At 50.6% G+C, this 26113-nt stretch carries 18 protein-coding genes and 1 pseudogene; 17 read left to right on the forward strand and 2 right to left on the reverse strand.

The window, feature by feature from the left end; translation table 11 throughout:
- Positions 1–2 precede the first annotated feature (2 nt).
- The 13 genes from PJDR2_RS09930 to PJDR2_RS09990 all read left to right on the forward strand — a co-directional run bounded on the left by PJDR2_RS09930 (position 3) and on the right by PJDR2_RS09990 (position 18535).
- Entirely contained in the window at positions 3–1790 is a 1788-nt protein-coding gene (locus PJDR2_RS09930) for a sensor histidine kinase (RefSeq protein ID WP_015843534.1), read from the forward strand.
- Positions 1783–3306, forward strand: a complete 1524-nt coding sequence (locus PJDR2_RS09935; protein ID WP_015843535.1) for a response regulator transcription factor — start codon at positions 1783–1785, stop codon at positions 3304–3306. Before PJDR2_RS09930 ends, PJDR2_RS09935 begins: the two co-directional genes overlap by 8 nt.
- A 257-nt stretch (positions 3307–3563) precedes the next feature.
- Positions 3564–4523 (forward strand): ABC transporter permease, encoded by a 960-nt coding sequence (locus PJDR2_RS09940; protein ID WP_015843536.1) that lies wholly within the window; start codon positions 3564–3566, stop codon positions 4521–4523.
- Positions 4524–4538: 15 nt separating this feature from the next.
- Complete coding sequence (locus PJDR2_RS09945; protein ID WP_015843537.1) at positions 4539–5447, forward strand: carbohydrate ABC transporter permease; 909 nt, start codon at positions 4539–4541, stop codon at positions 5445–5447.
- A gap of 79 nt (positions 5448–5526) precedes the next feature.
- Positions 5527–7254 (forward strand): ABC transporter substrate-binding protein, encoded by a 1728-nt coding sequence (locus PJDR2_RS09950; RefSeq protein ID WP_015843538.1) that lies wholly within the window; start codon positions 5527–5529, stop codon positions 7252–7254.
- Positions 7255–7324: 70 nt separating this feature from the next.
- The gene (locus PJDR2_RS09955; protein ID WP_015843539.1) at positions 7325–9688 is read left to right on the forward strand and encodes a glycosyl hydrolase family 95 catalytic domain-containing protein; all 2364 of its coding nucleotides are present in this window, start codon (positions 7325–7327) and stop codon (positions 9686–9688) included.
- 84 nt (positions 9689–9772) lie between these two features.
- Positions 9773–10324, forward strand: coding sequence for a hypothetical protein (locus PJDR2_RS09960; protein ID WP_015843540.1), 552 nt, complete (start codon positions 9773–9775; stop codon positions 10322–10324).
- A 122-nt stretch (positions 10325–10446) separates the two neighbouring features.
- Complete coding sequence (locus PJDR2_RS09965; RefSeq protein WP_015843541.1) at positions 10447–12258, forward strand: histidine kinase; 1812 nt, start codon at positions 10447–10449, stop codon at positions 12256–12258.
- The gene (locus tag PJDR2_RS09970) at positions 12236–13003 is read left to right on the forward strand and encodes a response regulator transcription factor (RefSeq protein WP_015843542.1); all 768 of its coding nucleotides are present in this window, start codon (positions 12236–12238) and stop codon (positions 13001–13003) included. The genes PJDR2_RS09965 and PJDR2_RS09970 overlap by 23 nt, the downstream gene beginning before the upstream one ends.
- Before the next feature lie 94 nt (positions 13004–13097).
- Positions 13098–14429 carry an ABC transporter substrate-binding protein gene (locus PJDR2_RS09975; protein WP_015843543.1) on the forward strand — a complete coding sequence of 444 codons (1332 nt, stop codon included), beginning with the start codon at positions 13098–13100 and terminating at the stop codon, positions 14427–14429.
- Positions 14430–14538: 109 nt separating this feature from the next.
- Positions 14539–15423 carry a carbohydrate ABC transporter permease gene (locus PJDR2_RS09980; protein WP_015843544.1) on the forward strand — a complete coding sequence of 295 codons (885 nt, stop codon included), beginning with the start codon at positions 14539–14541 and terminating at the stop codon, positions 15421–15423.
- 16 nt (positions 15424–15439) lie between these two features.
- Positions 15440–16267 (forward strand): carbohydrate ABC transporter permease, encoded by an 828-nt coding sequence (locus tag PJDR2_RS09985; RefSeq protein ID WP_015843545.1) that lies wholly within the window; start codon positions 15440–15442, stop codon positions 16265–16267.
- Between the two features lie 18 nt (positions 16268–16285).
- Complete coding sequence (locus PJDR2_RS09990; RefSeq protein WP_015843546.1) at positions 16286–18535, forward strand: FAD-dependent oxidoreductase; 2250 nt, start codon at positions 16286–16288, stop codon at positions 18533–18535.
- Positions 18536–18782: 247 nt separating this feature from the next.
- Here PJDR2_RS09990 and PJDR2_RS09995 read toward each other — a convergent pair.
- Both PJDR2_RS09995 and PJDR2_RS10005 read right to left on the reverse strand, forming a co-directional pair.
- Positions 18783–19942, reverse strand: a pseudogene (locus PJDR2_RS09995) (IS3 family transposase).
- 276 nt (positions 19943–20218) lie between these two features.
- On the reverse strand, positions 20219–20569 hold the full coding sequence (locus PJDR2_RS10005) for a VOC family protein (protein WP_015843549.1): 351 nt from the start codon (positions 20567–20569) through the stop codon (positions 20219–20221).
- 262 nt (positions 20570–20831) lie between these two features.
- On the opposite strand from PJDR2_RS10005, the gene iolD reads away from it, so the two are divergent.
- The 4 genes from iolD to PJDR2_RS10025 are packed head-to-tail and all read left to right on the forward strand — an operon-like array spanning position 20832 to position 26109.
- Positions 20832–22697 carry a 3D-(3,5/4)-trihydroxycyclohexane-1,2-dione acylhydrolase (decyclizing) gene (iolD, locus tag PJDR2_RS10010; protein WP_015843550.1) on the forward strand — a complete coding sequence of 622 codons (1866 nt, stop codon included), beginning with the start codon at positions 20832–20834 and terminating at the stop codon, positions 22695–22697.
- Between the two features lie 22 nt (positions 22698–22719).
- Positions 22720–23637, forward strand: coding sequence for a myo-inosose-2 dehydratase (gene iolE, locus PJDR2_RS10015; RefSeq protein WP_015843551.1), 918 nt, complete (start codon positions 22720–22722; stop codon positions 23635–23637).
- Positions 23634–24635: a 5-dehydro-2-deoxygluconokinase gene (iolC, locus tag PJDR2_RS10020; protein WP_015843552.1), complete on the forward strand. Its 1002-nt coding sequence runs from the start codon at positions 23634–23636 to the stop codon at positions 24633–24635. Before iolE ends, iolC begins: the two co-directional genes overlap by 4 nt.
- Before the next feature lie 28 nt (positions 24636–24663).
- Positions 24664–26109, forward strand: coding sequence for a CoA-acylating methylmalonate-semialdehyde dehydrogenase (locus PJDR2_RS10025; RefSeq protein ID WP_015843553.1), 1446 nt, complete (start codon positions 24664–24666; stop codon positions 26107–26109).
- Positions 26110–26113: the final 4 nt, after the last annotated feature.

Genomic DNA, 26113 nt, shown 5'->3' on the forward strand with positions numbered 1-26113 from the left:
AGATGTTTCAGATGTTCTCGCACCTGCTTAACAACGTGAAGCTGAGAACAAAGCTCATCTTATCCTGTATCGTAGTCGCATTCATCCCAATTCTGATCGTTGGCGTGTTTCTGACAAACGAGCTGCGCAATATGGCGCTGGATAACGCGATGGAGCAGACGCATACAAACGTGCAGCGCGTCAAAGCAAGGACGACCGAGCTGATGAATGTCGCTTACGACAGCGCTTACCGTCTGGAGAACAGCCGGCTGGAGGCTGTGACGAACCGGAAATACGAATCGACTTACGAGGTCGTTAAAGCATACCGGGAATATACCGATTTCAACGAGATCCGGCAGCAGCATGACGAAGTGGCGAATATCCGGTTTTACATGGAAAATCCAACGATGCTGAACAACTGGGATTTTATCCAGCCGGACAATTCGATGAAGGAAACAGTCTGGTATGCCAATGCATTAAGACCCGGCAGCGGCGTAAATTGGTATTATCTCGAGGACGAGCGGGACAAGCGGAATTATTTGAGTCTCGTGCGCGGAATCAGCTTTTCGAGCAACAATACAAGCGGCGTTCTGGTCATTACGTTAAATATGCAGGCGCTGAACAGCATCCTGAATCAGGAATCCTTCGAGACGATGATTGTTGACGATAATAACCGGATTGTTGCCGCAAACCGGATGGGCAGGGCGGGGAAAACGCTGCAGGAGATTGACTACGAACAAAGTATCGTGGAGGAGCAGAGCGGAATGTACTCCGCGAATATAGACGGTCAAGCCTCGCGTGTCCTGATAGAGCCTTTGATACCCGAAGCAAGCGGAAATACGCTTCGCATTATTTCCGTATTCTCGGTTGACACGATTGTGGCGGATGCCAATCGAATTAACTCGCTTGCCTTAACGGTTATTTCAATCAGTTTAGTTATTGCCATTTTCCTGATCATAGGCGTATCCACGATTATTACGAAGCGGATGCTCCGCTTAAGCAAGCATATTACGAAGGTTGCGACCGGCAAGCTGGACATCGTCATGGAGATTGACGGCAAGGATGAGATCGGACAGCTGTCCAGGCAGTTTAATTCCATGGTGTCGAGCATTAATGGTCTCGTCGAGGAAGTCCAGGAATCCAACAAAATGAAGAGGCAGCTTGAAGCCAAGCAGAACGAAATCAAGCTGAAGATGATGGCCAGCCAGATTAATCCTCATTTCCTGTTTAATGCGCTTGAGTCGATCCGGATGAAAGCCCATTTGAAAGGGGAAAAGGAGATTTCGCAGGTTGTCCGACTGCTTGGCAAGCTCATGAGGCGCAGCATCGAGGTAAGCCAGCGGCTTACGCCGCTTGCCGATGAGATGGATATTGTCCGCTGCTATTTGGATATTCAGAAATTCAGGTATGAGGACCGGTTATCCTACGAGCTTCATGTGGATCCCGTCGTGGAAAGAGTGTCGATTCCCCCGCTTATTATTCAGCCGCTTGTTGAGAATGCCGTTATTCACGGCTTCGAGAACAAGGTGGAGGGCGGCATGGTAACGGTTCGGGCAGTAAGGGAAGGCGATTATGTCCGGGTTGACGTCATCGATAACGGAGCGGGAATGACCCGCGAGAAAATAGATAAGCTTACCCAGCATTTGAACGAAACAGAGGATGCAGAAAACAACCGGATTGGTCTGCGCAATGTTCATTTACGTCTGCAGCTGACGTACGGACCGGAGCACGGGCTTCAATACGAGAGTGAACCGGGTATAGGGACGAAGGTCTCCTTCACCTTACCTTTTGGGGAGGATTTATATGTATAAAGTATTGCTTGTGGACGATGAACCGATGATTCGGGAAGGTCTCCGGACTTTGCTGGAATGGGAGAGCCTCGGTTATGAAGTGGTAGACACCGCAGCCAACGGCAAGGATGCCTTGCAGAAATGCGAACAGCATGATCTGGATCTCATTATCGTGGATATTCGGATGCCGGAGATGAATGGGCTTGAGCTGATCAAGAAGATCCGTGAAAACGGCGGAACGATGCATGTGTTGATCTTAAGCGGTTACGCGGATTTCGAATATGCCAAGCAGGCTATCGTCCAGAGGATTGACGGGTATTTGCTGAAGCCTGTTGACGAGGACGAACTGATGGAATACTTGCATTCCCTGAGGAAAGAGCTGGATCTTGAGTATGAGACCCGCCAGAAACGCTTAGACGAACGCCAAGGCAATGCGGAGGATGACTTAAAGCGTCTGCTTGTTGAAGGAAGCACGGGCTCAAGCCTGTCTCCGCTGTCCGCTTCTCCGGATTGGAAGGAGTTCGAACTGCTGCTCATTAAGACGCATGAACGGAATGAAGAGGAGACAGCCGGACATGCCCAGATTAAACGCAGGTTATCCGAGCGGCTGGATCAGTCCGGCGGAGGTTTGGCAATCGCCATGGAGCCTTATTTGCTGGTCCTGCTGAACAAGGGGCTGGATAATGAGCGCTTCCGCCGTGATATGCATGCGATGATTGCCGATGCCTGCGAAGGATTGGCTTCGGATTTTACCGTCGTGTCAGGCGGCAATGCATCGGGCAACGCGGATATTCAGGCTGCCTACCAGAAGGCGCTTGAACGGATGAAGAACAGGTTCTTCCTTAAGGGCGGCCAGATTACGGCGGAGGATCCGCAAATGCCGGCGGGCAGTGAGGATGCCAAGCCGGACTTGACCGGAACGGCGGAGAAGCTTTATCTGGCGCTTGAGATTGTAAACAGGGAAGCGATCCGGCAGCAGATTGAGGAATCCGCGGAAGCGATGAAAGCAATAGGATTTGGCGAAGCCGAAATGAAGGCGGCATTTGTTGAGCTTGTCTCGGCCGTACTCGATAAGCTTGCGTCCAAGCGGCCGGAGCTTCAGGTTCGCGATTACCGTCAGCGCATACCGGAGCTGTTCCGTGAATACCGGATAAGCTCGCTGACCAGACTTGCTACTGCTATTATTGATCAGATAGCCGATTCTCTCGACAACTCGTCTGCGGACAAGCAGATCAAACGCATGATCGACCTGATTCACCGGAATTACAAGGAGAACCTGAAAATGGAGACGCTCGCCGAACTGTTTAACTATAACAGTGCTTATCTCGGCAAGCTGTTCAAGCAGGTTACGGGAGAAAACTTCAACACGTATCTGGATAAAGTACGGATGGAACAAGCGAAAATATTACTTGAGCAAGGACTGAAGGTATATCAGGTTGCGGAGATGGTCGGATACGCAAACGTCGATTATTTCCACAGCAAATTCCGCAAGTATGTGGGCTCTTCGCCGTCTGTTTATCGTAAGAAGGATTCCTAGAAGGAACGCGTGGTTTTCTCTCATCCGGAGAAACCATGCGTTTTTTAGTTAAATTCTAAGAGTTAATAAAGTTTTTACTTACAAACATGGCTTAGAATTCTCCGGATTGAAACTCGCACCGCCAAGGACGGCGATAGCCGTTTCACCTTGGTGAATCCGCTTACACTAATTTTTATATGATTTTATGCCAAATCCTTTGGGTACCGAGATCTGCCATGTATCCGTTATCATGAATGCATAAGGCAGGAGGGATACCGATGAAAGCGGTCACAACTAGCGTTCCGCAGCAGACGCGAAAAAAAAGAGAGAGAAACTTTTGGAAAACAGCTATCCGTAACAGATACTTATACATGATGTCGCTGCCTTTCATAATCTGGGTGTTTGTATTTAGTTATTATCCGCTCTGGGGCTGGACAATGGCCTTCCAGAAATTCAAGCCGGCCAAATCGTTCTGGGAGCAGGACTGGGTAGGCTTCGATCAATTCAAAACGTTATTCCAGGACGATACGTTCTACCTTGTTATGAGAAATACGCTGGCAATGAGCTTTATGGGAATTATCGCAGGCTTTGCGGTACCGATCATCTTCGCGGTTCTGCTTAATGAAGTCCGCAGTATGGCATTCAAACGGTTTGCCCAAACCGTATCGTATCTGCCTCACTTTGTATCCTGGGTTGTTGTTGCGGGTATCGTATCCAAGATGCTCTCGGCTGACCACGGTACGGTAAACGAAATTCTTATGTGGCTTGGTATTATCGATACGCCGATTCAATTCCTGGCGAAGCCGCATTACTTCTGGGGCATTGTAACCGTCTCCGATGTATGGAAAGAGATGGGCTGGAACACCATTATCTATCTGGCGGCGATTGCAGGCATCAGCCAAGAGATGTATGAGGCAGCGAGGGTAGACGGAGCGAACCGTATTCGCCAGATTTGGCACATTACGCTGCCGGGCATTCGTTCGACGATCGTTATCCTGCTCATTATGTCGATCGGTCACTTGATCCAGATTGGATTCGAGAAGCAGTTCCTGCTTGGCAACAATCTTGTTCGCGACTATTCGCAAGTCCTTGATTTGTATGCGCTTGAATACGGTTTGCAGATGAGCCGTTACTCGTTTGGTACTGCGGTTAATATTTTCAACTCGGTTGTTAGTATTATTCTACTGTTTATGGCAAACGGGCTGTTTAAGAAAATTACGAAAGAAAGCATCATGTAAGGAGGAGTGTGAGCCATGACATCAAAAAGACTGCTGGGCGGCGCGCCTCTGTCAGACCGGCTTCTGAGCGTGTTCGTATACGTATTCGTCATCTTCGTAATGATCATCACTTTGTATCCGTTTCTGAACGTGCTTGCTCTTTCATTTAACGATTCCGTAGACAGCGTTAGGGGCGGGATTACGATTTTCCCGCGTGACTTTACTACTGAAAACTATAAAGTAATCTTCTCCTTCGGAGGATTGATTACCGGCTTCAAAATCTCCGTATTACGTACGGTAGCCGGTACAATCGTTGGTTTGATCAGTGCTTCGATGCTCGCGTTTACGCTGAGCCGTCCGGATTTCCAAGGACGCAAATTCGTATCGGTCTTCCTTGCGCTGACCATGTATGTTTCGGGCGGTCTGATTCCGGTCTACTTCCTGATCCGGGACCTGCACATGATGGGAACATTCTGGGTCTATATCCTTCCGGGTCTCGTAAGTGCCTTTAACGTATTCGTTATCCGCTCCTTTATGGATGGCATTCCATATGCGCTGCAAGAGTCGGCCAAGCTCGACGGCGCGAATGATTTTACGATCTATTGGCGCATTATTCTTCCGATGGCAAAGCCGGCGCTGGCAACAATCGCTTTGTTCCTCGCCGTCGGTCAATGGAATTCCTGGTTCGATACTTATCTCTACAACGGTTCCAAAGAATCGCTGACTACGCTGCAGTTCGAGCTGATGAAGGTACTGCAAAGTACGACTTCCGGCAATAACGTGGATATCCATAACTCGAACATGACGCAAATGATGTCTTCGGTTTCCCCGGAATCCGTAAAAATGGCGATTACGATCGTCGTGACCGTACCAATCCTGGTTGTTTATCCTTTCTTGCAGAGATACTTCGTTAAAGGCATGACATTAGGCGCCGTAAAAGGCTGATCTGATGATTAGAAGCGGTATTCTTGGGGAAACCCGTTAATACGATATGGTTCTCATAAATATATAGGAGGGTTATTACATGAATCAAATCAGCAAATGGTCAAGCCTGGCATTGTCTACTACGTTAGTTGCCGGTTTGCTGGCGGGCTGCGGCAGCAATAACAATGACGAAAAGAATAGCGGCAGCAGCGCAAATACTGGCGGCAATGCAACAAACACGGAGTCTGCAGCGCCTGAAGATACTTCACCGCTCACATTGACTTATTACAGCGAAGATCCATCACCTAACTGGGCGAACATGCAAGACGAAATCGGCAAAAGCCTTACAGAGAAAACAGGCATTACCCTTGATGCGGAATTCGCGGTAGGCGATGCGGTTCAGAAATCGTCCCTAATTGCGGCAAGCGGTGAGTATCCGGATCTGATCAGCGCAAAACAAAGTATCGCTAAGTTTGTTGACGCCGGCGCCGTACTTGATTTAACTGATCTGATTGATAAATATGCTCCTCACTTGAAGAAACTGTTTGAAGGCAATATGAGCCGTCTTCGTTACAGCGATGATGACCATGCGATTTACGTCATTCCTTCCTATAACGGCATTGGACAGCAGTACTTCAACGCTGGCGGCGGCTTCGAGCTGCAGCACCGCGTTGTAAAAGAACTTGGCTACCCGCAAATTCGTACGGTAGCGGATTACGAGAAAGCGATCAAAGACTACCTTGCTCTTCATCCGAAAGACGAGAACGGCAACCCGAATATCGGTCTGACACTGAATGCTGACGACTGGCATATGTACATTTCGGTAACGAACCCGGCATTCTTCGCAACAGGCGGTTCCGATGACGGCGAGTTCAACATCGACATCGATACGCAAAAAGTAACGTACCACTTCCGTCGTCCGGAAGAGAAAGACTACTTCAAATGGCTAAACCATATGAACGCTGAAGGCCTGCTGGATCCGGAAAGCTTCGTTCAAAAATACGATCAATACAAAGCGAAAGTCGCTTCCGGCCGCGTTCTTGGCTTGATTGACCAGGATTGGGATTACGGCGATGGCGAGAAAGCTCTGAAAGCAGCGGGTAAATTCGATCAAGGCTACGGACACTACCCGGTTACGATGTCTGCAGACGTGAAGGAAGCATCGTTCTGGCCAACAGGCTTCATGGGCGGCAGCGGCGTAGCGATCTCCAAAGACAATCCGGATCCGGTTCGTACGATCAAATTCCTTGACTATCTGGCTTCCGATGAAGGTCAAGTGCTTGTAAACTGGGGTATTGAAGGCAAGCAATACAATGTTGTTGACGGCAAACGCGTTATTCCTGAAGATGTAAATAACCGCAAAATCAACGACGCTGTTAACTTCACGAAAGAAACGGGTATCGGCCTTTACAACCTGCTCAGCGGTCACTACGGCGACGGCGTGAAAGATCCAAGCGGCAACTACTACACAACTAGCTTCCCTGAGCAAATCGTAGCAGGCTTCAACGATGTGGAGAAAGAAACGCTTAAAGCTTACGGTGCAACAACATGGAAAGATCTGTTCCCTAAAGAAGAAGAGTTCAAAGTTAAGCCTTGGGGCGCAGCTTGGAACATTCCGGTTCCTGGCGACAGCGAAGCCGTAGTTATCGAGAAGAAACTGACGGACATCACTTGGAAACGTATTCCTGAAGCGATCTTGGCTAAACCGGAAGACTTTGATAAAATTTGGGATGCATACCAACAAGAGCTGGTAAAAGCTAATGTTGAAAAAGCGGAAAAAATCCGTGAAGATCTGGTTAAAGCCCGCGTTAAATTGTGGAGCGAATAATAAGCATTTGATTATAAGAGAGCCCGAATTTTGCGGGCTCTCTTTGGCTTAGGGAGACGGAGGATGCGTTATGGGGAAAGCAAGGGATTGGAAGCTCTGGTATGAGCAGCCGGCATCGGTATGGGAAGAAGCCTTGCCAATCGGCAACGGCCGGATTGGCGGAATGGTATTCGCGGGGACGGAAATCGATCAAATTCTGCTGAATGAGGATACATTATGGGCCGGTTTTCCGCGGGACCCGATTAATTATGAAGCCCAGCGTTACTTGGCCAAGGCTAGACAGCTTATATTTTCCGGGAAATACGCGGAAGCCGAGCGGCTGATTGAATCAACCATGCAAGGACGGGATGTTGAGCCTTATTTGCCGCTTGGCGGTCTTTCGATCGTGCGCAGAGAAGACCGGGAATCCGCCGTATCGCAATACAAACGGGAACTGCATCTGAATGAAGGGATTGCTGCAGCCTGCTACCAGGATGGCGATGTTACGGTACAGTCCCAATATTTCGTGAGCGTGCCGGACCAAGCGCTTGTTGTCCGTTATGAAGCTGCAGGGGGGACTTTGAACCGCGATATCGTTATGGATTCCTTACTGCAGTACCGGTTAGAGGAAGCAGGAGAGCGGCAGCTTCATCTCATTGGACAAGCTCCAAGCCATGTGGCCGGCAATTATCATAAAGATCATCCTATGGATGTCCTTTATGAGGAAGGGCTTGGCCTGCCGTTCGAGATCCGGGTGAAGGTGGAGACCGATGGAACGGTGAAGAACGGTGAGAAGGGGCTTGAGGTCCGGAATGCGGCTTATCTTCATATTTATTTGACTGCCGAAACGGGCTTTGCCGGGTACGATCAGTCGCCGGATCAGGAAGCTTGCTCGGCACGCTGCTCTATTCGCCTGGAAAAGGCTGCGGCTCTCGGATTCGAAGGACTGCTTAGCCGTCATACCGAAGATCACCGGCAGTTGTTCGACCGTGTTTCCTTCTCTTTAGCGGATGAAACGGACGGTTCCGATAAGCCTACCGACCGCAGGCTTGCGGACTATCAAACGACCAAGCAGGACTCTCATTTGGAGGCGCTTTATTTCCATTTCGGACGTTACCTTCTGATGGGAAGCTCGAGACCTGGTACCCAGCCCGCGAATCTGCAGGGAATCTGGAATCATCATGTGTCGCCGCCATGGCATAGCGATTACACGATTAACATCAATACGCAGATGAATTACTGGCCTGCCGAAGTATGCAACCTCAGCGAATGTCACGAGCCGCTCTTCACCATGCTTAGGGAAATGAGTGAAGCCGGTTCGCGTACAGCGAGAATTCATTACGGCAGCCGAGGCTGGACCGCCCACCATAATGTGGACATTTGGCGGATGACGACGCCAACCGGCGGAAGCGCCAGCTGGGCATTCTGGCCGCTTGGCGGCGCATGGCTTGTCCGTCAGGTATGGGAGAGCTATCTGTATAACATGGATAAGGATTTTCTCGGCGAGAAAGCTTATCCGCTGCTTAAAGGAGCGGCTTTATTCTGCCTGGATTGGCTGGTCGAAGGACCAAACGGCGATTTGGTTACGAATCCGTCCACCTCGCCGGAGAACAAGTTTTTGACAAGCGAAGGAGAGCCATGCAGCGTTTCGTATGGTTCTACGATGGATATCGCTATCATTCGCGATCTGTTCCAGAACTGTTTGGAAGCTATTGATGCACTAGGCGTTGAAGAAGCGGAGTTCCGCGACGAGCTTCTTGCATCGCTGGACCGTCTTCCTGCTTACAAGATTGGCCGTCACGGCCAACTGCAGGAATGGTATGAGGATTTCGAAGAAAGCGAGCCGGGGCATCGCCACGTTTCGCATTTGTACGGGGTTTATCCGGGCAAAGAAATTAACGAAAAGAAGCCGGAGCTGCTGGAAGCGGTTGTTGCGACGCTTGATCGCAGGCTGGCGAACGGCGGCGGGCACACCGGCTGGAGCTGCGCTTGGCTGCTGAATCTGTTTGCCCGATTGAAGGATGAGAAGCAGGCCTACGGTGCCGTACAGACCTTGCTTGCGCGATCCACTTACCCGAATCTGCTTGACGCCCATCCGCCGTTCCAGATTGACGGCAACTTCGGCGGAAGCGCGGGTATAGCCGAGCTTCTGCTCCAAAGCCATCTGGATACTATCGACCTGCTGCCTGCGCTGCCCGCATCGTGGACAAATGGCCAGATCAGCGGTTTGAAGGCAAGAGGCGGATATGTGGTTGATGTGGAATGGGCGAATGGAACGCTGAAGCAGGCTGCCATTGAAGCAAGAATAAGCGGCGTATGCAAGCTTCGCTATGCCGGTTCTATCCGCGTGGAGGATGAGAAAGGGACGGCCGTTGCTCTTAGCGACGGCGGGTTCGAAGCAGAGCAAGGCTGTATGTATTACGTATATACGGACGCAACTGAGATGCAAAAATAGTTGTCCCGCCTGGTTGAATGAGGTAACCGTCTCCTCTCTCCCAAAATATGATACTAGTAATCGTCATAGGAGAGGAGATTCATCATGTCACACGGCAAGAAGGCAAGGATCAGTTTATCTCCGCCGGAAATTACGTATTATAATGAGATCAAATATTCGGTTGGCAAAGACCCGCTTGTTAAGGTTGGTCGGCTGGAGGATCACGGAGACGGTCAATTCGAGGTTAAGCTGTTAGTAAAAGGGATCAAAAAGGCAAAGGCGTTGGCAACCCTAATGGCTTCGGACAAGGTCATTGGAGAGATCGGCATTCACGTTAAAGTCATCAGCAGCGGGAGGGCAATTAGCCCGATTGCTCGTGCCTTGACGGCGAAAGAGATTGCGGGACTGTACAGGATCGCATTTCGCACAAACCGGATCTTCCAGTTTGTCGCCCTTCGATCGATATTCGGCAGCACCTACGTTTATCCGGTTTTCCGGATTAAAGTCGTCCAGTTCTACAATGATGACCTTTCCGACTTCTACGGGAACTATAATAACGTAGCGGCCTTTGTGTTCCGCAATGTTCTCTTGAACGAAATCGACGGAGTCCATATTCAATTCTCAACGGCTAAAAAGAGAAGAAGCAGGAAGAAATAAGTTAATGTCTGAAGCGGCTGCGCAGGAAACCCTGTACAGCCGCTTTTGTTTTTTTCCTTGCGGACGGGCGTATCCGTCAAGTAAATTGAGAGGTATACATCCTAGTGAAGGACTGAGCGCCAATGTTCACCCGATTATTCCGCTTGTTAACGCCGGCTACGTTTAAAAACCGGATCTTGCTGTCCCTCCTGATCTTCCTTCTTGTTCCTATCGCGCTGCTATTCCTATACAATTTCCGGGAGACGGAAGAGCTGCTACAGCGGAACGCATCCGACAAAAATATCGAGCAGCTTGAAGGTCTTAAGACCGATCTTGTTGATCTGATGAGTCTAGTCATGAAGACGGGAATGCTGCTGGAGCAGGATTCCGTCCTTCGTCAGGTCATGCAAAAGCCGGAGCAATACGATGCCATCAACCGCAAGAAAATCGTTGAAAATAAGTTTGCGGGTATCGAGAACAGCTTTTTCCTTACGGGAGCTACGGTTTACTATACCTTGATCGACTTAAAAGGAAACGCTTACACCTCTTATACGCCGGAGAATTCCTTGAATTACGAGGAAATCAGCTCGGAAGCCTGGGTACGGGAGCTGAAGCGGGAAGGCGGTCAACGGTATATTTGGCGCACGAATGATCAATCCACCGAAATACGGGAGGTAAAGGGCAACCGGATGCTCAGCCTTTTTGAATTGTTGAGGGACGACGGTCTGAAGCCTTTTGCTTACGGGCGGTTCAGCATTGATTACGAAGCATGGTTTGCGGAGAAAACGCAAGGCAGCGGCGGGGAAGGGGCTTATTTCCTGCTGGATGCCGGCGGAAATACCATCCTGCAATCTTCCCCTGAAGAAAGCGTGCCGCCAGCGGTTGCCGCGTCCATTGCGTCAGCCGGCCGGAGCGGGGAGAGCGATGCTTCCTCCACATCCATCTTGAATAACCGGATAATGTATACGTATAGCAATGTTCAGGAGCTTGACGGTTATCTTGTTAAGAAGGTTCCTCTATCGTTGCTGTTTAATGAGGTGGACAAGCAGAAGAAGCGTTCTTTTGCCCTCTATATCACCATTCTGATCCTGTTTATGCTGATGATTTACTTCATTTCCTCCACGGTTACCGGACCGCTGAAGCTGCTTCAGCGAAAGATGGAAACAACGGTCAAATCCAATCTGAAGGCCAAGCTGCCGGAGCAGGGAAGGGGCGAGATTCTGGCCTTAACCCGAAGCTTCAACTCCATGATAACCGACATTAACGGTCTTTTGGAAAGATTAAAGCTGGAGGAGCGGCAGAAGCAGTATGTCCGGTTCCAGGTGCTGCTGGGGCAGATGAATCCCCATTTTCTGCTGAACACGCTCAATACGATCAAAAGCATTGCTTTGGATAAGGACGAGGACGATATTTACGATATTTGCGTAGCGCTCGGAAAGATACTGGAAACGACGTTAAATACGGAGGCTGACCTTATTCTTCTCAAGGAGGAGATCGTCCTTATTGAATCTTACATGGACATTCAGCGGAAGCGGTTTGGACACGGCATTGAGGTTCAATACGAGGTAGAGGGCGAGCTTGAATTTGCGCTAATTCCGAAGTTCAGTCTGCAGCCGCTCGTGGAAAATTCCCTGCTGCACGGTTTTGGACAATCCCAGCGGGGAGGGCGCATCGTTATACGGGCAGCTAGCCGGGGCAAGCAGCTTATTCTGGAAGTGATCGATAACGGAGTTGGTATCGAGAAGGCGAAGAACAATCAATCCGCGCGGAAACGGAAAAGCATCGGTATCCAGAACCTGCGGGAGAGTCTGGAGCTTATGTTTAAAAATCAGCCTTCGGGGCTCCAGGTGGAATCGTCGGAAGAAGGAACGCGGGTGACGATGAATTGCCCGCTGCTATTATCCAAACCTTATACGGAGGAGGGGCTTACCCATGTGGCGGACATTAATCGTTGAGGATGAGCAGCATGCAAGGGCAAGCTTGCGCAAATTATTTTCGAAGGCGGATATTCCCTTTGAGATCGTTGGTGAAGCGGCAGATGGCGAAGAAGGGCTGCGGATGATCCGGGAGCTTCAGCCCGATGTCGTGATATCCGATATTTTTATGCCGGTAATGGACGGCGTACGGCTCTTGCAGCTTGCCAGGGAGGAAGGGCTCGAATGCCGGTTTGTTATGCTTACGGCCGTCAGCGAATTCGAATATGCCCGCCAAGCAGTAGAATACGGAGCTTCCGGGTACTTGATGAAGCTCTCTTTGGATTTGGCAGGCTTAAGGCAGGCAATGGAGAAGGTAGCTGCCGAGCTTGCGAGAATGGAGAAGCTGCGCAAGGCGGACAAATGGTTTCCGGAGAAGACGGCGCAGGAACCTACCGATCATCCGGAGATGAACCGCATTATCGCCTATATTGAAGAGCATTTCGCCGAGGACATTACCTTGAAGAGTCTGGCCGATTGGATCCGCATGGATGCAAGCTACGTCAGCGATTTGTTCAAGAAGAAGACGGGGTCTACCTTAACGCATTATATCCAGAACCGCCGCGTTGCGGCAGCGAAAATGCTGCTTGCCGAAACCGAGCGTACCGTCAGCGATATCGGCCGGACCGTAGGCTTCGAGAATGACAACTACTTCATCAAAATCTTCAAACGCTGGTGCGGCGTCACGCCAAACGAATACCGCAAAGAACAAAAATTCGTTCTATGATTCCCCAAACGCTGTTCATCCCCCAATGGCCGGGCAGGTGATAAAGTTAAAGACGTAGCAAACAGGCTGGACATCTTCAGAAGGGGGAAAACGAATGAAAAGAAAAGGCTGGTTAAAGACAGTACTGATTACGACTTTGGCTGCAACGATTCTTGGGGCATGCGGAAGCAATGGCGGCAATAACGGAAATACCGGTGCAAGCCCCGGAACGGCAAGCGAATCGCCGGCAGGCAAACCCGGTGAAAAAGTGAAGCTTACCTTGTGGGGAGCCGTTCCCGCTGAAGCGGGCCCTCAAGCCGTCATTGACAACTGGAATAAGGAAAATCCGGATATTCAGGTTGAATATATCCGCTACGTCAACGATGATCCGGGCAACCTGAAGCTTGACACGGCGCTTATGACCGGACAGGATGCGGACCTCTATATCAACTACACGCTCACCCGTCTGCAAAAACGCGTTGACGCCGGCGTAGCTCTGGATCTCAGCGGAAAAACCGATTACAACATCGATGATCAGATGGGGCAGGATGCTGCGCAATGGAAAATCGGGGATAAATATTACGGCATTCCCACAAAGAAAAATATGCTGTTTATCTGGCTGAACAAAGATATGCTGGATGCTGCCGGACTGCCGATCCCGTCTGTAGACTGGACTTGGGATGATTTGAGAGAGTATGCGAGTAAATTGAAAAAAGACAAAGTATACGGGCTGCTTCAGCATGATGCTGCTTTTACGGCTACAATCGACGGAACGATTGCCGGTCTTGGCGTAACGAAGCCGGACGGAACTTCCAACTTCGATAACGATCTCTGGAAGAAGCAATTGCAAACGGTTCATGACATGATGTTTGTAGACAAATCGACGCCGGAGTACGGCGAGCAGGTAACGAGCAAGATGCCGGTAGACACGATGTTCCTGAAAGGCGAAGCAGCGATGCTGTCGGCAGGCGAATTTATTTTCCGTAATGCGAATGACCTGACCAATTTCCCTCATGACTTCAAAATCGCGTTCGCTACGATTCCTAAAGTAACGGCGGACCAAAAGGATTACAAGTATCCGGGCGGTCTAGGCGACGTGCTTTCCGTAAACGCGAAATCCAAACACCAGGACGCTGCCTGGAAGTTCGCGAAATGGTATGCGGACGGCGGCATGCTGCCGATGGCAAGCGGCGGACGTATTCCGTCCTCGAAGAGCGTAGACAACAAACAAGCAATGGATTTGCTGCTTAAAGGGGTAGAAGACAAGTACGATACCGAATCGATGAACAAAGTCGTATTTGGCCAGTTCCCTTCGTTCCAGCTCAGCGTGCCGCAGCAGGCACTGGATGCGCGGAAGGAAGAGTACGAGAAATTCTTCCTGAACGAGCAGGATCTTGATACGACTCTCAAAAATATGGCCAAACGCCATCAGGAATATATCAAGTAACCGAATATAGCCTTTCAGCCCCAAAGAGAGAAGAAGGATTCCCCGCTTCCTTCTTCTCTCTTTGCTATATTCAGACAGCTCTATACGATCAAGAAAGGCGGCGTTTTCTGTGAAAAGGAAAAGCTGGATTCAGAAGCAAGGCTGGATTGGTTACGCGTTTGTTTTACCGAATATGCTGGGCATTGTGGCCTTCTTTATTTTGCCTGCCCTGTATTCATTCGTTATGATGTTTACGGATTATCAGTTCGCTAATCCCAATTGGAAGTTCACCGGCATGGACAATATCAACCGTTTGTTTGGCGATGATCAGTTCTATGCCTCGCTTAAGCATACCGCCATCTTCCTGTTCTCCGTTCCCGTCTCCCTGGGGCTGGCGTTCCTCGTTGCGCTGGTGCTCAACCGCAGCGTGTACTTGAAGGGACTGCTCAGGGGGATGTTCTTCCTGCCGTATATCTCAAGCGGCGTAGCGGTTGCGTTTGTCTGGATGCTGCTGTTCCAGCCGTCCCAAGGCCCAATCAATGAAGTGCTTCGCTTTATCGGCATTGTTTCGCCACCGGGTTGGTTCGCGGATACAAAATCGGCGATGTATGCGATCGACGTTATCCAAATCTGGTTTATGCTTGGCTACAACATGATTATTTACTTGGCGGCCTTGCAGGAAATCTCGACCGAGCAACTTGAAGCCGCGCGTATCGACGGAGCAGGTTCGGCAACCATTACATGGCGGATCGTATGGCCGCTTGTTAGTCCAACGACCTTTATGCTGCTTATTACGGGTCTGATTATGACCGTTAAGTCCTTCTCTCTTATCCAGGCTATTACGGGCGGAGGCCCAAGCGGAAGCACCACCATCCTATCGCTGTTCGTCTACAAAACAGCCTTCAGTTACTATGAGATGGGTTATGCGTCCACGATTTCCTGGTTCCTGTTCGTCTTTATTCTTATCATTACGATCATCCAGTGGGTCGGACAAAAACGCTGGGTCCATTACTAAGAGAGGAGCAAGCCTGATGATTGAAACCAATAAGAACCTACCGGTTAAGCTTTCCGTTACGATCTTGATGCTGATCGCAGGGTTGTTTATGATTGTCCCTTTCTTATGGATGATCAGCACATCCTTCCAGACCCCAAGCGAAGTATTCCGCCAATGGCTTCCTTCGAAGCTCGACTTAAGCAGTCATAAGCGGATATGGTCGGGAAGCTATAACTTTTTGCCTTATTATTTGAACTCTCTGAAAATATCGGTGATAGGCACAGCCGGCGCCGTCTTTATGTCGGCACTTGCCGCTTACGGCTTTGCCCGTACGGAATTTAAAGGGCGGAACACCCTTTTTATGGTATATTTATCCATGATGATGATTCCCCCTCAAGTGATCTTTGTTCCGAAATTCATCATGTTTAACTGGCTTCATATTTATAACACGCATTGGGCGCTCATATTGCCTGCGATGTTTTCGATCTTTGGCGTATTTATGCTCCGGCAGTTTTTCCTGGGCATTCCTAAGGAAATTACGGAGTCGGCCTTTCTTGACGGCGCGGGTCATTTCCGGATATTCTTCCGGCTTGTTCTGCCGCTGGCTAAGCCGGCCTTGGCGACGTTTGCGATTATCGATTTCTCCTGGCAATGGAATGATTACGAGAATGCGCTTGTCTTCCTGCAAAGCCCCAAGCTGTATACGATTCCTCTTGGCCTCCAGAATTTCGTTCTGGAAAACAACGTTGACTACAACGGCATGATGGCAGCCTCTTCGGCGGCAATCGTTCCTATGATTCTAATTTTCCTGCTTGGCCAGAAGTACATTATACAAGGTATTTCCAGTTCGGCCGTTAAAGGCTAAATTGAAGGAGGCTATGACATGAGACATGAAACGGTAAAATCCGATGTGACGGTTATTGGCGGAGGCCTGGCAGGAATCAGCGCGGCGATTGCGGCGGCAAGATTGGGGCAAAAGGTGGCGCTTGTCCATAACCGGCCGGTGCTTGGCGGCAATTCCAGCTCCGAGGTGCGGGTATGGGTATGCGGCGCTACCGGGCATGGCGTTAACCGTTATGCCCGCGAAACCGGCATCATGGGAGAGCTCTTTATTCAGAATCAGTACCGCAATCCGGAAGGCAATCCTTATCTCTGGGATGTGACGCTGCTGGAAGCGGTAAGAGCGGAGTCTAATCTAACCTTATATATGAATACGGATGTGAGGGAAGTCGAAGCTGACGGCGAGCTGGATGCTAGAATCATACGAAGCGTAACGGGCTGGATGATGGGCTCGGAGCGGGAAATGACGTTCGAAAGCGACGTTTTCCTTGACTGTACGGGAGACGGATTAGTGGGCTTCCTCGCGGGGGCGGCATACCGCATCGGCCGGGAAGCCCGTCAGGAGTACGGGGAGGATTGGGCGCCGGAGGCTGCCGACGATATTACGCTTGGCAGCACCTTGCTGTTCTATACGAAGGATACCGGCAAGCCGGTCCGGTTCGTTGCTCCATCGTTTGCGAAAGACATTACGACGACCTCGATTCCGCTCAAGCGCGTGATCCGAAGCGGCGATTCCGGCTGCCATTACTGGTGGATCGAATGGGGCGGCGAGCTGGATACCGTTCACGAGAACGAACGGATCCGGGATGAATTATGGTCCGTTATTTACGGCATCTGGGATTATATAAAAAACTCCGGTCAATTCGAAGCCGAGAATATGACGCTGGAATGGGTTGGTTCCATTCCGGGCAAGCGGGAATACCGGCGTTTCCTCGGCGATACCATCCTGACGCAAAACGACGTGATCGCCCAGCGTCCGTTCGAGGACCGCATCGCCTTTGGCGGCTGGTCGATTGACCTGCATCCGCCGCAAGGCATGTACGCAACCGAAAGCGGCTCCAAGCATCTCCATGCCGACGGCATCTACCATATTCCGTTCGGCTCCTTGTACTCCCGGAATGTAGGCAATCTGCTGTTCGCGGGACGTAATGTCAGCGCCTCTCATGTTGCCTTCGGGACAACCCGCGTTATGGCAACCTGCGCGGTAATGGGGGAAGCGGCCGGCGTTGGCGCCGCGCTGTCGGCCAGTAAAGGCATTACGCCACGCGAGCTGCGCGAGCGGCATCTAACCGAGCTTCAGCAAACGATGCTGCGCATGGATGCCTCCATAATTGGTCTACGCAATGAAGATCCGGCGGATTTGGCGAGAACGGGAACGGTGACGGCATCCAGTACGATGACGCAAATCCGGCTGGACCGTCCGGCTGAAGAGTACCGGCTTGCTTCGGATGTCGGATTTGTGTTTCCTGCGGACGGCGGCTTTGACGGATTAACTCTTCTTGTGTCAACATCCGAAGCAACCAGCTTAACCGTTGAGCTTTGGGATACGGGACGTCCGGAGAATTATGTGCCGGCTGGTTTTAAGCAAGCGTTGACCATCCCGGTTAGAGCGGGGGAGAAACAATGGCTGGATGTGCCTGCAGACAATACGCTTTTTGGTAATGAGCCTTGCAATGTGTTTGTTATTGTCCGTGCCAATGAAGAGGCAAGCCTCCATACGTCAGCCGTTCCGGTTACCGGCGTGCTAGCGTTCGAGAGAGGCGTTAAGCCGATTGTAAGCTCCGATCTGGAGGACCATCAGCCGGATCAGCCGGTAATTGAATGGTCTATGAAACGACTGGTCCGCAAGCCTTTCTGCTTTGCGGTTGGCACAAAGGCTTTTGCGCCGGACAAAGTGATTGACGGTTATGCGCGTCCGTATGGCGGTCCGCGTCAGTGGGTGTCCCAGCCGTTGGCGGAGGGCCGGGAAGAGTGGGTGGAGGTTGAGCTGTCCCAGCCGGCCGACGTAAAGGAAGTTCATATCACCTTTAACGATGACGTGAACGAGGATCTGATTAACCTACATCACCATGAGACTCCGTTCCTTGTTATTCCGGAGGTTGCCAAATCGTATGAGTTGCAGGCATGGGCAGGCGGCGAATGGATCATTGTCGCGAGTGACAGCATGAACCGGACCCGTAAAAAAATCCATACGCTGGGCAAGCCGGTACGGACGGACCGGGTCCGGATCGTGGTGAAGGAAACCAACGGCGGCGAACATGCCGAAGTGATTGAAATCCGCATTTATGAATAAGATTATCATTAAAAACAGCAGTGCAGGGGGCTATCCCTGCACTGCTGTTTTCATAGTCAGATCGATCTCTTGCGGCTTCTTCAGCAAACTACCTCGACACGGAATTACCTCAACAATAGATAACAGAGTTCTACGTTGGATTTAATACAGTAATATGAGGTGTTTTTAGTGGAGCTGATGATCTACGTTGGATTACATCCATTAGAGATGGCTCAATTGGTCTTCTGTCAATTAAGTAGACACTTATTTATGAAACTTGGAGCTGCTGGTAGTACAGTTTTTCGAATGAAACTGGGGATTTATAGCCAAGTGTAGAATGGATGCGAATACGGTTATATTCAAGTTCAATATATCCATTAAGCGCCTCATAAGCTTGTTTACGCGAACGAAATTTCGTTTGGTAAACAAGCTCTTTTTTTAGAACACTGTGAAAAGATTCGATACATGCATTGTCATAGCAGTTTCCTTTGCGACTCATGCTTCCAACCATCTTGTATTCTTCTACCTGTGCACGGTATTCGTTTGCAGCATACTGAGACCCTCGATCGGAATGGTGTATCAGCCCTGGACCTGGGTTTTCTCGCTCGTAGGCATCGTTTAAAGCGGCTAGTGTTAGTTCTTTGTTTATGCGGTCGTTCATAGCCCAGCCAACAATTTTGCGAGAGTACAGGTCCATCAGGGTCGCTAAATAAACCCATCCTTCGGACGTGGGCACATAAGTAATATCTGCAACCCAAGCGTGATGCGGCTTGGCTACTTTAAATTCTCTATTCAGCACATTCTCAAAAACAGGTAAGCTATGCTTGGAGTTGGTCGTAGCTTTGTATTTCTTAACAACACACGAAACCAGACCCATCTTTTTCATGAGCGAGGCTACCGTTTTCGTGGCTACAACCCAACCCTCCTCACGCAGCTTTGCAGCTATTTTTGGACTGCCATAGCGACGTTTAAAGCCTTCAAAATGATAACGAATACGTATCTTCAGGTGTTTACGTCGTTTAGCACGTTTGTCTGGTTTTCTTATGAGCCACTTGTAATAACCGCTTCGGGAAACGCCCATAACACGGCACAACTTCTTAACTCGGTACTTAAAGCGGTTTTTATGAACAAATGAATAAATTATTCCCGGTTTTTGGTGAAGAAGTGCATAGCCTTTTTTAGGATTTCATTTTCCTCTTGTAACTCACGGTTTTGTTGCTCCAATTTCTTTAGACGATCATAGTCCACCAGGGGCTGAGTACTCTGATCTTTCTTTTCCTTGCTGTAGGTTTGTTTCCAATTACTTAGTGTCGTTACCCCAATATCTAACTCTCGGGATAACTGAGTTAACGATTTCTTTGTTTCGTACAGATGTTCAATCGTTTTCCGGCGGAACTCCTCACTGTATCGTTTACGTTTTTGCTCCATTCTTACACCTCGTTTATTAGTTGTTTTGAGTATACAGGTTTCCAATAACGAAGTGTCTACTTTTTAGTTTAAGTCCAAATTTTGATCATTCGGCTCATTTTTGGCTTTTTTGATGGAGTGATTCCAACGTAGCTCCAAATGGTTCCTCATTTTGCAGAGTTCGCTGGAGGAAATCCAGCGTACGGCGACAAAACGGAGTGGCAGTACATGGTACCTTAACCCTTCGACATACGTAACAACTGACGGCCTGAAGGCTAACATTATCCTCCCTACGATTTATTCATGAGCCAGAATGTTAATAAGCTTGCCAAACGGATCGCGGACATAGAATCGCCGAACGCCCCAAGGCTCATTAACAGGACCATATTCTATCGGGAATCCAGCCCTCTTCATGCCTTCCAATGCAGCATCGACATCGTCGACTTCAATCGATAGATCGGGCGTAGGCGTTTCCGAGCCGCCCTGCGAAGCGAAACTAATTTGAATACTCATCTCTTCATTTAAACCATAAGTTCTAATCCAACCATGATCCATCAATAAATCAAGGCCGAGCACATCCTGGTAGAAGCATTTTGCCGCTGCGACATCCTTTGCATTGATATTGGCGACGATTCGTTTGACCTTCATTTCAGACCTCCCGGATATAAGCATCAATATAATAAATTCGACATCTGTCCGTTCATTCTTCTTTGATAAGACCCAAATCCACCAGGTTTGAAGCAGCGAATGAAATTTTCTTTCCAAAAGGAATTGAAAAATACGGGGCGGTATGTATAATGGAGTTAAGCGCTTAACTAATTTTACTTAACTTTGTTTTATATTGTCGAATAAAGTCTTTGCATTTACTTATTTTATGTCTAATTAAGCGATTAACTAAACGGGAGGTACTATGACTACTATTCGATTGACGATGGCCCAGGCTTTGGTTCGGTTCCTCGATGCGCAGTATGTTTCAATCGATGGCGAGGAGATCAAGTTCGTTCAAGGCGTCATGGGGATTTTTGGACACGGCAATGTGACGGGGATCGGCGAGGCGCTGGAGTATAGCCCCGGCAGTCTGACTTTGATTCAGGGCAAAAACGAGCAAGGCATGGTGCATGCGGCTGCGGCCTTTGCGAAGCAAAAGAACCGCCTGCAAATCTATGCTTGCACCTCTTCTATCGGACCTGGCGCGCTGAATATGGTAACCGCCGCTGGTACCGCTACCGTTAACCGCATACCCGTACTGTTGCTGCCAGGGGACAACTTTGCATCCCGCCAACCGGATCCGGTGCTTCAGCAGCTGGAAGTCGCTTCCGATTATACGGTGTCCGCTACGGATGCTTTCAAACCGGTCAGCAAATATTGGGACCGTATCGTACGGCCCGAGCAGCTCATGTCGGCAGCGCTCCAAGCGATGCGCGTGTTGACGGATCCGGCCGAGACGGGGGCGGTAACCTTGGCACTGCCACAGGATGTTCAGGCAGAAGCTTATGATTACCCGGAAGCGTTTTTTAGTAAGCGCATTCATTATATCGACCGCCGTCCGCCTGCCGAAGGTGCGGTGCAACGCGCGGCAGATCTGCTAAAAGGCAAGAAGAAGCCGCTTATTATTGCCGGCGGAGGCGTATTGTACGCGTCGGCCGTGAGCGAGCTTCAAGACTTGGCGGAGACGTACGGCATTCCTGTGGCGGAGACGCAGGCCGGGAAAAGCGTACTCCCATGGAATCATCCGCTCAATGTTGGCGGCGTTGGAGTAACGGGAACGCTGGCAGCCAACCTGCTTGCCAAGCAAGCGGATGTCATCATCGGGGTAGGAACAAGGTATTCCGACTTTACCACATCTTCCAAATCGGCTTTTGCGGATGATGTTCAATTTATAAATATTAACGTAAGTCCGCTGGATTCCGCCAAATGGGGCGGTGCTGCCTTGACAGGCGATGCCAAGCCGGGACTTACGCAGCTTGCCGAGGCTCTTGCGGCATCCGGCTACCAAACCGCTTACGGCGGCCATGAAGTTGCGGATCTGAAGAAGACCTGGGATGCCGAGGTAGACCGGTTATACTCCTTGAAGCATGAGCAAGGACTTGCCCAGACCCATGCGCTTGGCGTTATTCAGAACACGATTGATCCAAGCTCCGTCATTGTCTGCGCGGCAGGCAGCCTGCCGGGGGATCTGCACCGCTTGTGGAGACCGGCCCAGCCGAAGACGTACCATATGGAATATGGTTTTTCGTGCATGGGCTATGAGGTGAGCGGAGCTTTTGGCGCGGCACTGGCAACAGCCGGTGAACGGGAAGTCTATGCCGTTGTTGGGGACGGAAGCTACTTCATGCTTCATTCCGAACTGATTACAAGCCTGCAGGAAGGCGTCAAAATCACCATCTTGTTATTCGATAACCACGGCTTCCAGTGTATTCATAACCTGCAGCGCGGCCACGGAAGCGAAGGCTTCGGCAACGAATTCCGCTACCGCGATAATGCTACGGGACGACTTACCGGCAGCTATATGCCGATTGACTTCACGGCACATGCCCGCAGCCTAGGGGCGAAAGCCTATAAGGCGAATTCCGCGGAAGAGCTTAAGGCAGCGCTCCTTCAAGCCAAGCAAGAGACGGTATCGACCTTGATCGAAATTCCTGTCGTGCCGGGTACCAATACAGCCGGTTACGAATCCTGGTGGAACGTTGGAGTGCCGGAAGTATCGGTCAGCAATAAAGTGCTGGACGCGCATGTGGACATGAAACAACGGATCCGCGCAGCAAGAACGATATAAGACGCTAAGGGAGCTGAGTCTGATGAAGACATTGCCGTTCAAGATTGGCGCCCATCCGATCAACTGGGTCGGAGAAGACGTGAAGGAGCACGGTGCCGATACCACTTACGAGCAGATTATGGATGATATGCAGCGGTTAGGTTTGACCGGAACCGAGATGGGACGCAAGTATCCGACTGAAATTGAGGTTCTGAAGCAAGAGCTTGCGAAAAGAAACCTGCAGCTGGTATCCCAGTGGAAATCCGTGCTGTTCTCCGATCCGGCTTACCGGGAGGAAGAGCTTGCGGCTTACGAGCAGCATGTTAAATTCCTCAAGGAAATGGGCAGTACGGTGATCAGCACATGCGAGGTAGGCGGTTCGCTGCATTTCGATCCGCGCCGCACGCCTCACGAGAAGGAAGTTATTCCGCTTGACGAAGCAGGCTGGAAGAGTCTTGCCGAAGGGCTGAACGCAGCCGGAGCATTGGCCAAGCAACATGGCCTTAAGCTGACCTACCATCATCATGGCGGAACGGCCGTGGAAAGCCCGGAAGAAATCGACCGTCTGATGGAGCTGACCGACCCGGACCTCGTGCACCTGCTGTTTGATACCGGGCATGCCTACTATGGCGGAGCGAATCCGCTTGAAGTGCTTCGCAAGCATTATAACCGGATCGCCTACATTCATCTGAAGGATGTACGGCAGCAGGTGCTGGATGAAGCGCGTGCGGAAAAAGCCGATTTCATCACATGTATTCGCAAAGGCGTATTTACGGTTCCGGGAACCGGCGATCTTGATTTCCGCCCGGTTGTGGAGGAGCTGCTGGCCCGCGGTTATAACGGCTGGGCAATGCTCGAGGGGGAACAGGATCCTGCGAAATCTCCGGCATTCGAATTCGCGTCCAAAGCCATTACTTATCTGGAGTCGCTACTTCCTACGAAAGCGGGGGAATCCCAATGAACGACATCAAGTTTCCGGCTGGCCGGTCTCTCGACTTCACGGCAATCGGCCGTCTCTGCATCGATCTGAATGCGAACGAAATTAACCGTCCGATGGAAGAGACGAGTACATTCACGAAATATGTGGGCGGATCTCCGGCTAATATTACGATCGGCATGTCGAGGTTCGATCTGAAGACCGCATTTATCGGAAAAATCGCCAATGATCAGATGGGCCGCTTTATCCGCGATTATCTGAAGAAGAACCAGATTGATACAAGCAATGTCGTAAACGACTACACGGGCGCGGTTACCGGTCTTGCTTTTACCGAGATCAAGAGTCCAACGGATTGCAGTATCCTGATGTACCGAGACAACGTGGCCGATCTGCTGCTTACGCCAGGCGAAGTGGATGAGGAGCTGATCGCGAAATCCAAGCTGCTTCTTATTTCCGGAACGGCGCTTGCCCAAAGCCCTTCGCGCGAAGCGGTGTTCCAGGCGCTTCAATATGCGAAGAAGCATGGCACGGTTATTGCTTTTGATCTGGACTACCGCCCTTATACATGGAAATCGCAAGAGGAAACGGCCGTTTATTATAATCTCGCCGCCGAGAAATGCGACATTATCCTCGGTACGCGGGAAGAGTTCGATATGATGGAATGCTTCGAGCAGGAGCATAACGATCATAGCACCGCATCGAGATGGTTCAATCATTCCGCGCAAATCGTCATTATCAAACATGGCAAAGAAGGCTCCATCGCTTACACGAAGGACGGGGCAAGCCACCGCGCCAAGTCGTTCCCGGCAAAGGTGATCAAGACTTTTGGCGCCGGCGACTCCTATGCCGCAGGTTTCTTGTACGGCGTTATGCAGGGCTGGACGCTCGAAAAAAGCATGGAATTCGGCAGCGCGTCCGCGTGTATCGTTATTTCCAGCCACAGCTGCTCGGATGCCATGCCAAGAGCAGAGCAGGTTCATGATTATATCGCCCGCTGCGAGCGCGGTGAAATTGTAGTCTGATTCGCAAATACAAGGAAGAGGTGCTCCTATGACACAACAATTAAAAAACTGGATCGGCGGTCAGTGGGTAGAAGCTGCAGCAACGCAAAGCGAGCCCGTCTACAACCCGGCTACCGAAGAAGTTCTAGCAAACGTTCCTTTGTCTACGAAAGAAGACGTTGATCTGGCCGTACGCACGGCTGCCGAAGCATTCAAAACTTGGAGCCGCACGCCGGTGCCAAAGAGAGCGCGTATTCTTTTCAAATATCAGCAGCTTCTTGTAGACAACTGGGATGAGCTTGCGAAGCTGGTAACGCTGGAGAACGGCAAAAGCTACGGCGAAGCTTACGGCGAGGTGCTTCGGGGGATCGAATGCGTGGAGTTTGCAGCCGGCGCGCCAAACCTGATGATGGGCAAACAGCTTCCCGACATCGCAACCAACCTGGAATCCGGAATGTACCGCTACCCGATTGGCGTTGTTGGCGGCATTACGCCGTTCAACTTCCCGATGATGGTGCCTTGCTGGATGTTCCCGCTTGCGATTGCCTGCGGCAATACCTTTGTTCTGAAGCCTTCGGAGCGTACGCCGCTTCTGGCTAACCGTCTGGCTGAGCTTCTGCAGGAAGCTGGACTTCCCGAAGGCGTGTTTAATATCGTTCACGGCGCTCACGATGTCGTAAACGGCATGCTGGAGCATAGGGCGATTAAGGCGATTTCGTTCGTTGGCTCCCAGCCTGTAGCCGAATATGTGTACAAAACGGCTTCGGCACACGGGAAACGCGTCCAGGCGCTTGCCGGCGCGAAAAACCATTCGATCGTTATGCCGGATGCGGATCTGAATCTGACGGTAAAAGAAATCGTAAACGCGGCCTTTGGCTCCGCGGGCGAGCGCTGCATGGCGTGCTCCGTCGTTGTGGCCGTAGGCGAGGTTGGCGACACGCTTGTCGGCAAGCTTAAGGAAGCTGCGGACAACATTACGATCGGCAACGGCATGGAAGACGGCGTGTTTCTTGGTCCCGTTATTCGCGGTCCTCATAAGGAACGCACGCTCAAATATATCGACATCGGCGAGAAGGAAGGCGCTTTGCTGATCCGCGACGGTCGGAAGGATGCGGCTTCAGACGGTCAAGGCTACTTTGTTGGCCCAACAATCTTTGACAAGGTGCAATGCGAGATGAAAATTTGGGAGGACGAAATTTTCGCTCCCGTCCTGTCGATTGTACGCGTAGACACGCTGGACGAAGCGATCGAGCTGGCTAACCGTTCCGAATTCGCGAATGGCGCTTGCCTATTCACGCAAAGCGGGGCGTCGATGCGCCAATTCCGCGAAACGATTGATGCAGGCATGCTTGGCGTTAACCTGGGCGTACCGGCTCCAATGGCCTTCTTCCCGTTCTCGGGCTGGAAGAAATCGTTCTACGGCGACCTGCACGCAAACGGCACCGACGGCGTCGAGTTCTTCACGCGCAAGAAAATGGTCACAACACGCTGGTAATCGA

The sequence above is a fragment of the Paenibacillus sp. JDR-2 genome, from assembly GCF_000023585.1.
Lineage (GTDB): Bacteria > Bacillota > Bacilli > Paenibacillales > Paenibacillaceae > Pristimantibacillus.

What these genes read in the sequence shown, in the direction of transcription:
- PJDR2_RS09985 (WP_015843545.1), top strand. Translation starts at nt 15,440, where the DNA reads ATGATTGAAACCAATAAGAACCTACCGGTTAAGCTTTCCGTTACGATC.
- iolC (WP_015843552.1), top strand. Translation starts at nt 23,634, where the DNA reads ATGAACGACATCAAGTTTCCGGCTGGCCGGTCTCTCGACTTCACGGCA.
- PJDR2_RS09965 (WP_015843541.1), top strand. Translation starts at nt 10,447, where the DNA reads ATGTTCACCCGATTATTCCGCTTGTTAACGCCGGCTACGTTTAAAAAC.
- PJDR2_RS09955 (WP_015843539.1), top strand. Translation starts at nt 7,325, where the DNA reads ATGGGGAAAGCAAGGGATTGGAAGCTCTGGTATGAGCAGCCGGCATCG.
- PJDR2_RS09975 (WP_015843543.1), top strand. Translation starts at nt 13,098, where the DNA reads ATGAAAAGAAAAGGCTGGTTAAAGACAGTACTGATTACGACTTTGGCT.
- iolE (WP_015843551.1), top strand. Translation starts at nt 22,720, where the DNA reads ATGAAGACATTGCCGTTCAAGATTGGCGCCCATCCGATCAACTGGGTC.
- PJDR2_RS09945 (WP_015843537.1), top strand. Translation starts at nt 4,539, where the DNA reads ATGACATCAAAAAGACTGCTGGGCGGCGCGCCTCTGTCAGACCGGCTT.
- PJDR2_RS09970 (WP_015843542.1), top strand. Translation starts at nt 12,236, where the DNA reads ATGTGGCGGACATTAATCGTTGAGGATGAGCAGCATGCAAGGGCAAGC.
- PJDR2_RS10005 (WP_015843549.1), bottom strand. Translation starts at nt 20,569, where the DNA reads ATGAAGGTCAAACGAATCGTCGCCAATATCAATGCAAAGGATGTCGCA.
- PJDR2_RS09990 (WP_015843546.1), top strand. Translation starts at nt 16,286, where the DNA reads ATGAGACATGAAACGGTAAAATCCGATGTGACGGTTATTGGCGGAGGC.
- PJDR2_RS09960 (WP_015843540.1), top strand. Translation starts at nt 9,773, where the DNA reads ATGTCACACGGCAAGAAGGCAAGGATCAGTTTATCTCCGCCGGAAATT.
- PJDR2_RS10025 (WP_015843553.1), top strand. Translation starts at nt 24,664, where the DNA reads ATGACACAACAATTAAAAAACTGGATCGGCGGTCAGTGGGTAGAAGCT.
- PJDR2_RS09935 (WP_015843535.1), top strand. Translation starts at nt 1,783, where the DNA reads ATGTATAAAGTATTGCTTGTGGACGATGAACCGATGATTCGGGAAGGT.
- PJDR2_RS09930 (WP_015843534.1), top strand. Translation starts at nt 3, where the DNA reads ATGTTTCAGATGTTCTCGCACCTGCTTAACAACGTGAAGCTGAGAACA.
- PJDR2_RS09940 (WP_015843536.1), top strand. Translation starts at nt 3,564, where the DNA reads ATGAAAGCGGTCACAACTAGCGTTCCGCAGCAGACGCGAAAAAAAAGA.
- iolD (WP_015843550.1), top strand. Translation starts at nt 20,832, where the DNA reads ATGACTACTATTCGATTGACGATGGCCCAGGCTTTGGTTCGGTTCCTC.
- PJDR2_RS09950 (WP_015843538.1), top strand. Translation starts at nt 5,527, where the DNA reads ATGAATCAAATCAGCAAATGGTCAAGCCTGGCATTGTCTACTACGTTA.